Source organism: Novosphingobium sp. EMRT-2 (assembly GCF_005145025.1).
Classification (GTDB): Bacteria; Pseudomonadota; Alphaproteobacteria; order Sphingomonadales; family Sphingomonadaceae; genus Novosphingobium.
Genome location: NZ_CP039695.1, coordinates 1,152,369 through 1,164,164 on the forward strand (window position 1 = coordinate 1,152,369; position 11,796 = coordinate 1,164,164).

General features: G+C 67.1%; 7 protein-coding genes. 2 read left to right on the plus strand and 5 right to left on the minus strand.

The features are described from left to right. Window positions 1-3: 3 nt before the first annotated feature. The 4 genes from FA702_RS05610 to fsa all read right to left on the minus strand — a co-directional run bounded on the left by FA702_RS05610 (window position 4) and on the right by fsa (window position 6,668). The gene (locus FA702_RS05610; protein WP_136955352.1) at window positions 4-3,183 is read right to left on the minus strand and encodes a CHAT domain-containing tetratricopeptide repeat protein; all 3,180 of its coding nucleotides are present in this window, start codon (window positions 3,181-3,183) and stop codon (window positions 4-6) included. A 213-nt stretch (window positions 3,184-3,396) separates the two neighbouring features. Next, the gene (locus FA702_RS05615) at window positions 3,397-4,101 is read right to left on the minus strand and encodes a nitroreductase (protein WP_136955353.1); all 705 of its coding nucleotides are present in this window, start codon (window positions 4,099-4,101) and stop codon (window positions 3,397-3,399) included. Window positions 4,102-4,133: 32 nt separating this feature from the next. Beyond that, window positions 4,134-5,951 (minus strand): cobaltochelatase subunit CobT, encoded by a 1,818-nt coding sequence (gene cobT, locus FA702_RS05620; RefSeq protein WP_136955354.1) that lies wholly within the window; start codon window positions 5,949-5,951, stop codon window positions 4,134-4,136. Window positions 5,952-6,014: 63 nt separating this feature from the next. Next, window positions 6,015-6,668, minus strand: coding sequence for a fructose-6-phosphate aldolase (gene fsa / locus FA702_RS05625; protein ID WP_124807997.1), 654 nt, complete (start codon window positions 6,666-6,668; stop codon window positions 6,015-6,017). 127 nt (window positions 6,669-6,795) lie between these two features. Between fsa and FA702_RS05630 the strand changes: the two genes are divergently transcribed. Both FA702_RS05630 and FA702_RS05635 read left to right on the plus strand, forming a co-directional pair. Beyond that, entirely contained in the window at window positions 6,796-8,964 is a 2,169-nt protein-coding gene (locus FA702_RS05630) for a primosomal protein N' (protein ID WP_136955355.1), read from the plus strand. A 77-nt stretch (window positions 8,965-9,041) separates the two neighbouring features. Then, entirely contained in the window at window positions 9,042-10,595 is a 1,554-nt protein-coding gene (locus FA702_RS05635; protein WP_136955356.1) for a hypothetical protein, read from the plus strand. 57 nt (window positions 10,596-10,652) lie between these two features. Here the strand turns inward: FA702_RS05635 and FA702_RS05640 are convergent, their stop codons facing one another. Next, entirely contained in the window at window positions 10,653-11,723 is a 1,071-nt protein-coding gene (locus tag FA702_RS05640; protein WP_136957280.1) for a bifunctional transcriptional activator/DNA repair enzyme AdaA, read from the minus strand. Window positions 11,724-11,796: the final 73 nt, after the last annotated feature.

The window sequence follows — 11,796 nt, forward strand, 5'->3', positions numbered from 1 at the left end:
CGCTTACCTGACTCTTCCCGCCACGGTTCCGGAACCGGCGCCCGCGGCCGGCATCGCGTCGCGCAGCAGCGGCCGCGCCGCATCGCCGATCACCGCGAAGCCTGCCCAGTAATAGGGGTGCGAGGTATCGACATCGTCCATCAGCTTGCGCTGCGCCTTCAGCAGCGCCTCGCCCGAGCTTTCGCCCGGCACCGCCTCGAACAGCCCGCCAATCAGGCGGGTCGTGGCCATGAAGTCATCGGGGGCGGGCCAGTGGCTGGCTAGCACGGCGCGTCCACCGGCACCAATGAACGCACGCACCAGCCCTTCCAGCGCCGAACCGCCGCCCGTCGCCAGGCCGGTTTCGCGCGTCACGCTGATGTCCGCCTGCCCCGCCGTGTCGCAGGCGGACAGGATCACCAGATCGGCGTCCAGCTTGAGATCGAAGATCTCCGAGAAGCTGAGCAAGCCATCGGAGCCGGCCGGACCGAACGAGGTCAGCAGCGCGGGCCGGGTCGGGCAATCCTCACGCGGGGGGGTGACCAGCCCGTGCGTGGCGAAATGCAGGATGCGGAAATCGGCCAGATCGCGCCGCGCCTTGATCGCGGTGTCGGAGAACGCCGCGCCAATCATCAGATCGGTGCCTTCGTTGCGCAGCACCTTCTGCGCGCTGACCAGTTCCTCCTGCGAAATCGGCCGGTTCCACGCGGCCAACGGCCAGTCGCAGCCGCTGCGGTCCATCTCCGCCTCCATGCCGCGCATCCGCGCCACCTGGATCGCCCCTGCCCCGGATACCGTGGCGTTGTGTCCCAACCCGAGATAGGCCGAATGCGCCTTCGACAGGGACTGCTTGCGCGATTCCATGAACGACCGGGCCGAAACCGACGTGGACACGATGCGGTCACGCCCCAGCCACGCCACCCCGCGCATGTCGAACGGATCGCCGGCGGGATTGCCCGCCTGCTTCTGGTAGGCGGCGAGCGAGGCGTCATCGGTGATGAGCAAGTTCGCCGGCAGGCTCAGCAACGCCCCGTCCGGCTCGAAGATCAGGTGATGCACCGAGGCCATGTCGGCAGCGACAGGATCGAACAGCGCGCGATAGACCCCGCGGGCATCCTTCACGTCGAACGGATTGGTCACGTACTGGCGGCCATCGAACTTGGAGATCGAATCGCGCATCCGCGTGACCGCCGCCTGGATCTCGCCGCCGGTCATCGGCACGCGATAGGCGACCGCCTTGTCCTTGGTGGCGAAGTACACGAACACGTCCGGCCCCAGCGCGGCCATCTTCACATAGGCTTCACCCGGTGCCAGCCCCGCCTTGAGCTCGGCTTCGGGAATGGCGCGCTGAGACACCACGCGATAGCGCGCGAACGCGGCAAGCTGGACGACGGTGGTCTGCTCCTGCGCCTCCAGATCCTGGATCATCTGCTGCGCCTGCGCGATTTCGTCCTTGCGTGAAGCCGCGTCCTCCAGCCTCTGCAGCGCGGCGAACTGCATCCGCGCGCGTTCGATCGAGCGGCCAAGGCTGACCGACTGGCGGAACAGGCGCGCCGCGTCGTCGCTGCCCGCCGACAGCTCGCGAGAGAGTACCGCCTGGGTTTCGGCGACGCCGGGCCGGACAATGATCTGCGACGCGGCGAGGAAATCGCCGCTCGCCGCCGGATCGGTGCCCATGCGCCCGACCAGCATGTCGAGATAGGGCGACATCTGGCGCGAAAGACCGGACAGGCCGTTGCGCCGCTCGATCGAGCGGGCCACGACATCATGATACAGCTTCAGCGCCTCGTCCTGCTTGCCGTGGCGCGTGAGGAAAGCGGCGAGCCGGGCCTGCGTGACGGCCAGACTACGCGTATCGGGATACTGGACGCCAACGATGTCCATCGCCCCGCGCAGCAGCGCCTCGGCCGAGGCAAGCTTGCCCTCGCTCTCGTCGATCGCGGCCAGCTCGGTCATCATCTGCGAACGCATCCGCACGATCGAGACCACCCGGCCATTGCGGATGGCGATCGCGCGTTCCAGCCCCTGCCGCAGCGCTTGCCGCGCATCGTCGTTGCGCCCGAGCAGGCGCAGCGCCGATCCTTTCAGGTGCAGAGCCTGCGCATCGAGGATCAGGGAGCGTTCGTCCTCGGTCAGCTTGAGATCATCGACCATGCCGATCGCGCTGGCGGAATTGTCGGAGGAATTGACCCGTCGCGCCACCGATGGCGTCAGTTCCATCCGCTCGCGCAGGGCGTCCGCGCCGGTTGCCCCGATCATCCGCAAGGGCACGCCCAGCCGGTCGAGCGCTTCGGCGTACTTCTCGCGGTTGAGCAGGTGGATCGCTTCGTAGTTGCGGCGCAGGCGCTCGACCGCGGCGGTGCCTGCCGGCATGGCGTCAGCGCGCGCGAACAGCGCTTCCGCTTCGGCGAACTGGCCAAGATTGGAGCGCTGGAGCGCCGCGTTGACGAGAAACTCGACGCGATCGATCGGCACGTCGCCTTGCGAGGCCTGCCGCTGGTCCAGCGTTTCGAAATAGGCGGCGGCATCGGCATAGTCGCCCGAATTGTTCCGGCGATAGCCTTCGGCCAGCGCCGTGGCCGGATCGAGCGTCAGCGCCTGGATGCGGGCATAGGCTTCGGAATCGTCGATAGACGTCGTGGCGACCTCGATCGGTTCGTCCAGCGCCTTGTCCGCCATGATCGACCGGACGGCCAGCGAAAGCGCGCCGTGATAGGCCGAGAAGCCTTCGACGATATAGGTCACCTTGCCGCGATCGGCGCGCAGGACTTCGTAACCGAGATCGGGCGAGCGCCAGCGGCAATCCTCGCGCGACCAGGAAGCGGGCGCGGCCGGCAGCGTGCCGGTGCAATCGACCGAGGCGCGGCGCCGGTCCGCCAGCCGTGCAGCGGGATCGCCCGCATTGTTGCGCAGGGCGAAGACATAGCCGATCGGCAGCGCCGAATCGCGGCAGACGATCGCCCACGTCCGGTCGAACGCGCCGGCGTTGGCGCTATCCCCGGTGCGCGACTGCACCTGGCACAGCGCGCTGCCGCCGCCGCTGCCCAGCGGAAAACTGTCCCTGAGCAACAACGAGTCGGTCTGTGCCTGCGCCGTGCCGCCCGCAAACAGGCCGCAGCCCGCCGCTCCCAGCAGCAGCGCTCTCAGCGCCCCCTTGACTCCGCGCGCGGCGTCCCCCGCCGCTCCTGCCGAATGATACCGCATATGCGCTCCCCATGGCCGGACGGCTGACGCCGTCGCTCCAAGCCAGATAAGCGCGACCCCGCTTTGTAATTATGCTTGCGGGCACACCATAGAAGGATTTCCCAGCCGGTGCCAACAGCCTCGCGTAGTAGCGGGGAGAAAGATGGCGCGATTGTATGAACCCGACGAACCGGCTCGTTCCGGCGCGTTGGCCGTTCGAAGCCCGCGACCGCCTCAGAAACCGTCGAAGGCTATGGCTTCCTGCAGCGGCGCGCGCGGCACCGGGAACGAATTGACCGCGGCATCCGGATCGCCATGCCCGATGGCGAGACCACAGAAGAAGATGTGATCCTGCGGAATCGCCACGCATTCGCGAATCTGCCGTTGATAGACCGCCCAGGCCTCCTGCGCGCACGAATCGAGCCCTTCCTCGCGCAGCAGCAGCATCACCGTCTGCAGCCACATGCCGATGTCGGACCACTGCGGCGGCCCCATCGTGCGTGGCGTGTGGACCAGCATCAGCACCGGCGCGCCGAACGCGCGGAAGTTGTCCATGAACTGCGCCAGCCGTCCGCGTTTGTCCTCGCGCGCGATGCCCAGCGCAGCGTAAAGCGCCTCGCCCACGCCGAAACGGCGCGCCTCGTAGGCGCCGGACAATTCCGGCGGATAGATATCGTATTCCGGGGCATGGGCCGCGCGGCCTTCGGGGATCACCTGCGCGACATGCGCGAACAGCCGTTGCAACGGCTCGCCGGTCAGCACCAGCGCGTTCCAGGGTTGCACGTTCCCGCCCGACGGCGCGCGCTGCGCCTTTTCCAGCACGCGTTCCAGCACGGCACGGTCAACGGGATCGGGCAGGAACCGGCGGACGGACCGGCGCGTGGCGACGGCTTCGGAGACGGTGCGAGCGGGTGAAGCGGGACGGGATGGCGTGCTCATGGCCATTTAACTGATCGATTAAAGCGAGCCCGTCAATCGTCCTCGAACAGGTCGGCCAGCTGTTCGACCATCGTGCCGCCGAGTTGTTCGGCGTCCATGATCGTCACCGCGCGACGGTAGTAGCGCGTGACGTCATGACCGATGCCGATGGCGACGAGTTGGACCGGCGATTGCTTTTCGATCCAGCCGATCACCTTGCGCAAGTGTTGCTCCAGATAGCCCGCGCTGTTCACCGAAAGTGTCGAATCGTCCACCGGCGCGCCGTCCGAAATGACCATCAGCACGCGCCGGTCCTCGGGCCGCGCCAGCAGGCGGGCGTGCGCCCACAGCAGCGCTTCGCCGTCGATGTTTTCCTTGAGCAGCCCTTCGCGCATCATCAGGCCGAGATTGCGCCGGGCGCGCCGCCACGGCTCATCAGCCTTCTTGTAAACAATGTGCCGCAAATCGTTGAGTCGGCCTGGATTCGCCTGTCGTCCGGCAGCCAGCCACGCCTCGCGCGATTGCCCGCCTTTCCACGCGCGGGTGGTGAAGCCGAGAATTTCCGTCTTCACACCGCAGCGCTCCAGCGTGCGCGCCATGATGTCCGCGCTGATCGCCGCGATCGAGATCGGCCGCCCGCGCATCGAGCCGGAATTGTCGATCAGCAGCGTGACGACGGTATCCTTGAACTCGACATCGCGCTCCACCTTGTAGGACAGCGACTGCCCTGGGGAGATCACCACGCGCGCCAGCCGCGCCGCATCGAGCAGGCCTTCTTCCTGGTCGAAATCCCACGAACGGTTCTGTTGCGCCATCAACCGGCGCTGGAGCCGGTTGGCCAGCCGCGTGACGACGCCCTGCAACCCCTTGAGCTGGGTATCGAGGTAAGCGCGCAGGCGAGTCAGTTCCTCCTCGTCGCAAAGGTCCGTCGCGGCGACCACCTCGTCATAGACGGTGGTGAAGGCCTTGTAGTCGAAATCCTCGGGCAGGTCAGTCCACGGCCGGTTGGGGCGCGTCGGCAGCATGCCTTCCTCGCCCTCGTCGGCCATGTCGGCATCGGCCGCGTCCTCGGGACTTTCGATTTCCTGTTCGGTATCGGTTTCCTCGTCGCCCTCGGTCGTCTCGCCCGCCGCCTCGACCGGCTGGCTGTCGGCATCGCTTTCCGAATTGTCCTGCTCGTCCTCGCGGTCGTTTTCCTGATCCTCGCCCTCGTCCTCCTCGGTTTCGGGCTGGTCGGGATTGGCGGCCTGGGTCAGCTCGAGGTGCTGGAGCATGTCCAGCGTGAGATGCTGGAACGCCTTCTGGTCTTCGAGAGCGGCGGCCAGCGCATCGAAATCGCCGCCCACGCGCTGTTCGATCCAGCTGCGCACCATGGACGTACCGAGCTGCGCGCTGGCGGGAATGGGCTGCCCGGTCAGCCGTTCGCGCAGCAGCAGCGCAACCGCGGCCTGCAACGGCACGTCATCGGGCTTGGCCGCGCGCGCGATGGGGTCGGACGCCATCCGCGTGGCCAGCGCGGCATCCAGATTGCCGCGCATCCCGGCATAGCCGTCCGACCCCAGCGCCTCGTACCGGACCTGCTCGACCGCATCGTAGCACGCCCGCGCCACCGCTTCGTTCGGCGCGCCGCGCTGATGCAGCACGGGATCGTGATGGCGCAGCCGCAACGCCATGCCGTCGGCGAAACCCCGCGCCTCGGCCACCTGCGCGGCGGGCAGCGACCGCCCCGGCATCGGCAGGCGGAAATGCGCGCCAGACTGGCTGGGCGCATCCGCTGTCCACGCGATGTCCACCTCCGGATCGTCCGACACCACACGCGCGGTGCCGGCAAGAACGGAGCGGAACTGATCGAGGGGCGTTTCTTCGGCCAAGGTCTTTGCGTTCTTTCAGTGGCCGCGCGCCCATCCCGCGGGCGCGAGGCGTCATTTCCCGGTTCAGCCGATCTTCTGGCCGGTCTTGGCCCAGTCGGCAAGGAAGCCTTCGATGCCCTTGTCGGTCAGGACGTGCTTGAACAGGCCCTTGATGACCGCGGGCGGCGCGGTGATCACGTCCGCGCCGATCTTGGCGGATTCCAGCACATGCACGCCATGGCGGATCGAGGCGACGAGGATCTCGGTGGCGAAGGCGTAGTTGTCGTAGATCAGGCGGATGTCGCGGATCAGTTCCATGCCGTCGAAGCCGTTATCGTCATGCCGGCCGACGAAGGGCGAGATGAAGCTCGCCCCGGCCTTGGCGGCGAGCAGGGCCTGGTTGGCCGAGAAGCACAGCGTGACGTTGACCATCGTGCCGTCGCCGGTCAGCTTCTTGCAGGTCTTGAGCCCGTCGATCGTCAGCGGCACCTTGATGCAGACGTTGTCGGCGATCTTCCGCAGGATCTCCGCCTCGCGCATCATGCCTTCGTGATCGAGCGCGACCACTTCGGCCGAGACCGGACCTTCGACAAGGCCGCAGATTTCCTTCGTAACCTCAATGAAATCCCTGCCGGATTTCGCGATCAGCGAAGGGTTCGTGGTTACGCCATCGAGCAGGCCGGTGGCGGCGAGGTCGGCGATTTCGGCGGTATCGGCAGTATCGACGAAGAACTTCATGGGATGTGGTCCTGACCGGAAAGTGATTCCCTGACGCCTATAGCGCGTGGCGGGCGCAAGTGTATCCCCATGCCAGAGGCGACGCCCCTTTGCCCGTGCACGATCTGCCCCATATAGCAGTCCACGCATGAACCGCGTCCGCTGCCTCGTCTTCAACGCCGCCCTCGGCCCGCTGGACTACCGCGTGCCCGACGGCATGGCGGTGGAGCCGGGTTCGGTGGTGGTCGCGCCGCTCGGCCCGCGCCAGATCATCGGCGTGGTGTGGGAGGCGGAGCGGCTGCCCGGCACCGAGGTTCCCGAATCGAAACTGCGGCCGCTTCTTGCCGTGCTGCCGGTGCCGTCGCTGGCCGCGCCGCTGCGCCGGCTGATCGAATGGTGCGCCGACTACTACCTCGCCCCGATCGCCTCGGTTGCGCGCATGGCGCTGTCGAGCACGGCAGCGCTGCGGGGCGGCGGCACCGTCACCGAATACCGCCTGACCGGGCGCGAGCCCACCGGACGGATCACCCCGCAACGCGCGCAGGCGCTGGACCTGCTGATCGACCAGCAGGCGACGATCCGCGAACTGGCGGAGATCGCCGGCGTTTCCGACGGCGTCCTGCGCGGGATGGTCAACGCCGGTCTGCTCGAACCCGTGCTGGTGGACAGCGACCGCCCCTACCCTGCGCCCGATCCGCGCCATGCCGTGCCGGATCTTTCGGACCAGCAGCGCGAAGCGGCGGCCACGTTCGTGACGGCGGTGGAAGAGCATGCCTTCCGTCCGTTCCTGCTCGATGGCGTGACCGGCTCGGGCAAGACCGAAACCTATTTCGAAGCCATCGCCCGCGCGATCGGAATGGGGCGGCAGGTGCTGGTGCTGCTGCCCGAAATCGCGCTAACCGAAAGTTTCCTCAAGCGGTTCGAGGCGCGCTTCGGTGTCGCGCCGGTCACCTGGCATTCCTCACTCAAGTCCTCCGAACGCCGCCGCGCCTGGTGCGGCATCGCCGCCGGACAGGCCCGGGTCGTGGTCGGCGCGCGCTCGGCGCTGTTCCTTCCCTTCGCGCGGCTGGGCCTGATCGTCGTCGACGAGGCGCACGAAATCTCGTTCAAGCAGGACGATGGCGTGCGCTACAACGCGCGCGACGTGGCGGTGATGCGCGCCCGGTTCGAAAACGTGCCGGTAATCCTCGCCAGCGCCACCCCCGCGCTTGAAAGCCTGCAGATGGCCGAGGCCGGTCGCTACGAGCGCGTGGTGCTGCCCGACCGCTTCGGCGGCGCGTCGCTGCCCGACATCGCGGTGGTCGATCTGCGCGAACAGCAGCCGCCGCGGGGGCACTGGCTGGCCCCTCCGCTGGTGGAAGCGCTGAAGGACCGGCTGGAAAAGGGCGAACAGTCGCTGCTGTTCCTCAACCGGCGCGGCTATGCCCCGCTCACGCTGTGCCGCAACTGCGGCTATCGCTTCCAGTGCCCGAACTGTTCGGCCTGGCTGGTCGAGCACCGACTGTCGCGCCGGCTGGCCTGCCATCACTGCGGGCACGAAGTGCCGACGCCGGACGCATGCCCCGAATGCGGCGAGCCGGACTGCCTCGTCGCCTGTGGTCCGGGCGTGGAGCGCATCGCCGATGAGGTCGCGGAAATCCTTCCGCAAGCGCGGGTTGCGCTGGTCACTTCAGACACGCTGACAAGCCCCGCCAAGGCCGCCGAATTCGTGGAGCAGGCATCGAACAAGGCGATCGACGTGATCGTCGGTACCCAACTCGTGACCAAGGGCTATCACTTCCCCGAGCTGACATTGGTGGGCGTGGTCGATGCCGACATGGGCCTCGAAGGCGGCGATTTGCGCGCGGCGGAGCGCACCTATCAGCAGATCGCGCAGGTGGCAGGACGCGCCGGGCGCGGTGAAAAGCCGGGCGAAGTCCTGATCCAGACCCGCCATCCCGAGGCGCCCGTGATCGGGGCACTGGCCAGCGGCGACCGCGACGCTTTCTACGCCGCCGAGACCGAAGCGCGCCGCGACGCCGGCGCGCCCCCGTTCGGGCGCTGGGCGGCGATCATCGTCTCGAGCGAGGACGAGGCCGAAGCGCGCGAGGCGGCGCGTGCGATCGGCGGCACCCGCCCGGAACTGCCCGACGTGATGATCCTTGGCCCCGCCCCGGCTCCGCTTTCGTTGCTGCGCGGACGCTATCGCTACCGCCTGCTGGTCAACGCGCGCCGCTCCACCGAACTCCAGCGCGTGATCCGTGCGTGGCTGGACCCGCTGCGGTTCCCCTCGGGGGTGCGGGTGGCCGTGGACATCGATCCGTACAGCTTCGTCTAAATCCGATCGAAAAGCCGGTTGCAAACGTCTGAAACCTTGTGAGACTTGCCGCGATCTTGGCAGGGGGAACAAGGCAGATGCGCAATGGGATCAGAAGGCTGGCGGTTCTGGTGTCCGCCGGGCTGCTGCTCGCGGGAGCAGCGCCATTGCAGGCGACGACATGGTATCGTGCCCGTACCGCGCATTTCGTGATGTACAGCGATGGCGATCCCAAGGCGCTGCGGACGCTGGCGCAAAAGGCGCAGAAGTTCGAAGCGGTCCTCAATGATCGCTACAAGGCGGTGTTTGATCCCGATACCCCGCCAATCGACATATACATCCTGCGCTCGCAGGAAAACGTCGCCAAGCTGATGGGAGGCTCCAAGACCACAGCGGGTTTCTACAAGCCCGACACCGAGGGCAGCATCATCCTCTCCAACCGGGAAGGAGCCAGCAACGAACTGGATCTGGACCGGGACTCCACGCTTTTCCACGAATACACGCACTATTTCATGCTGCATAACTTCGTCAGTGCCTATCCCGCGTGGTTCACCGAAGGCTTTGCCGAACTGCTGGCGACCGTGGAGTTTCCGGCCAAGGGCGGATACGAAATCGGCCGCCCGCCGAAGTACCGCGCCTACGGACTGTTCATGAGCACACCGGTGCCGATCACGTCGATTCTGGGCGAATCGTCGTTCAGCGGCAACGCTGAACAGTTGGACTTCCGCTATGGCCGGTCGTGGCTGCTGACCCACATGCTGGTGGTCGGCACGAAGCGTAAAGGCCAGATGGATACCTACCTGAACCTGCTCAACACCGGAACGGCGCTCCCCGAGGCCGCGCAGCAGGCGTTTGGCGATCTGGCCCAGCTGGACAAGGATCTCGACAAGTACCGGTCGGGACGGCTGACCTACTACAGGTTCGATATGCCCGCTTCGGACGCCCCCGAACCGGCCATCGAGCAACTGGACGCGGTGGAAACGCAGCTCATCCCCTATCGCCTCATGCGCCGGGCCGGCGACGATGCCGCTTCGGCGGTCGAACCACTGGCCCTGATCGCGCAGGCCAACCCCGCTTCGGCGGCGGCCTGGTTCGAATTCGCCCGCGCCGCCTCCGTTGCCGCTGATGAAGCTTCGGACAGCGGCGCCAAGGCGGCTCTGCGGCAACGCGCCGCCGATGCGCTGGATCGCGTGCTCTCGCTCGATCCAGCGCATGTTCGCGCTCTGCTCTACAAGGCCGAGGCGCAGGCCGAACATCTGCACTTCATCGGCAATAACGATCCCGCGCGCTGGAAGGAAGTCGGCACGCTGTTGCGCCGGGCGAACGCGGGCAATCCCAACGATCCGCTCGTGCTGTATCAATGGTACAGGAATTTCGGGTTGCGCCGCGAGGCACCTCCGCAGAATGCTCGGGACGCGCTGGCTCGTGCATTCCAGCTTGCGCCCGACGTGACGGATATCCGCGTCGCCTATGGCTTTGATCTTGCCCGGCATGACGATTTCACCAACGCGCTGGCGGTGGTCCGGCCCATCGCTTTCGACCCGCACAATGCCCAGGCGGGAATCTCCGTGCTCCTATCGTTGCGGGAAATGCAGAAGCGCCGGGATCAGGAGAAGAAGGACGGCAAGGCCTCGGTCAACGCAGCGCATTGAAAGAGGGGCTATCATCCGCGTCCTTGCCGGTCCGGACTGCTGCTTCCCGGCCCAAGATCAAGCGCTTTCGCGGGCGAGCAACGCGCGCTTGATGTCGAGGCCATAGGCATAGCCCCCCAGCGTGCCGTCCGAGCGAATCACCCGGTGGCACGGGATCAGCACGGCGACGTTGTTCGCGCCGTTGGCAGACCCGGCCGCGCGCACGGCGGAGGGCTTGCCTACGGCCGCGGCGACTTCGGCATAGCTGCGGGTTTCACCTGGCGGAATGCGGCGCAGTTCGCGCCACACCGCCTGCTGGAACGCGGTGCCATCCACATCGAGCGGCAGGTCCGGCATTTCCGCCGGACGGTCGCAGGCGGCGATGGCCGCTTCGCGCAGGACCGCCACGTATTCGCCGCCGCGCACCAGCGTGGCATGGGGAAAGCGGGCGCGCAGATCAGCCTCGTCCTCGTTGAACGAAAGCCGGCAGATTCCCCGCGCGGTTGCCGCCAGCAGCATGGGCGCAAGGCTTGTCTCCGCGATGTCCCAGTGAATTTCGACGTTCGCGCCGCCGTTGCGCCAGGCCGATGGCGTCATCCCCAGTTCCTTTCCGGTTTCCTCGTAGAAACGGCTGGGCGCCGAATAGCCCGCCGCATAGACCGCCTCGGTCACGTTGCCCGCCGTCTCCAGCGCCTGCCGCGCCCGTTCAGCCCGCCGCTCGCGCGCATAGCGGGCGGGCGAAAGCCCGGTCTCCCGCTTGAACAGGCGCTGGAAGTGGTGCGGCGCATAGCCGACCAGCGCCGCCAACTGCTCAAGCCTGGGCGCGTTTTCCTCCTGCAACAGCGCAACCGCCCGTTCGACCGCGATCCGGTCGCGGCCAACCTCGTCGGGCAGGCAGCGCCGGCAGGCCCGGAAGCCCGCCGTCCGCGCCTCCGCGCCATCGGCATAGAACACCACGTTCTCGCGCCGGGGACGCCGCGCCGGGCAGCTTGGCTTGCAGTAGATGCCGGTGGTCAGCACCGCGCCGACAAACCGCCCGTCCAGGCTGCGATCCCGCCGCTCGAACGCGGCATAGGCCCAGTCGAAGTCGATGCCTGAGCCGTTTCCGATCACCCGGCGAGTCGTGCTGTCGATCTTGGTTTCGGGCATGGTATCAGGCGATGTCATGCCACGCTTCTATCGCGATCGCATGGCGGTCGCTTCCCGAAACTTGCGGTCAAAG

What these genes read in the sequence shown, in the direction of transcription:
- FA702_RS05610 (WP_136955352.1), bottom strand. Translation starts at nt 3,183, where the DNA reads ATGCGGTATCATTCGGCAGGAGCGGCGGGGGACGCCGCGCGCGGAGTC.
- FA702_RS05615 (WP_136955353.1), bottom strand. Translation starts at nt 4,101, where the DNA reads ATGAGCACGCCATCCCGTCCCGCTTCACCCGCTCGCACCGTCTCCGAA.
- fsa (WP_124807997.1), bottom strand. Translation starts at nt 6,668, where the DNA reads ATGAAGTTCTTCGTCGATACTGCCGATACCGCCGAAATCGCCGACCTC.
- FA702_RS05630 (WP_136955355.1), top strand. Translation starts at nt 6,796, where the DNA reads ATGAACCGCGTCCGCTGCCTCGTCTTCAACGCCGCCCTCGGCCCGCTG.
- FA702_RS05635 (WP_136955356.1), top strand. Translation starts at nt 9,042, where the DNA reads ATGCGCAATGGGATCAGAAGGCTGGCGGTTCTGGTGTCCGCCGGGCTG.
- FA702_RS05640 (WP_136957280.1), bottom strand. Translation starts at nt 11,723, where the DNA reads ATGCCCGAAACCAAGATCGACAGCACGACTCGCCGGGTGATCGGAAAC.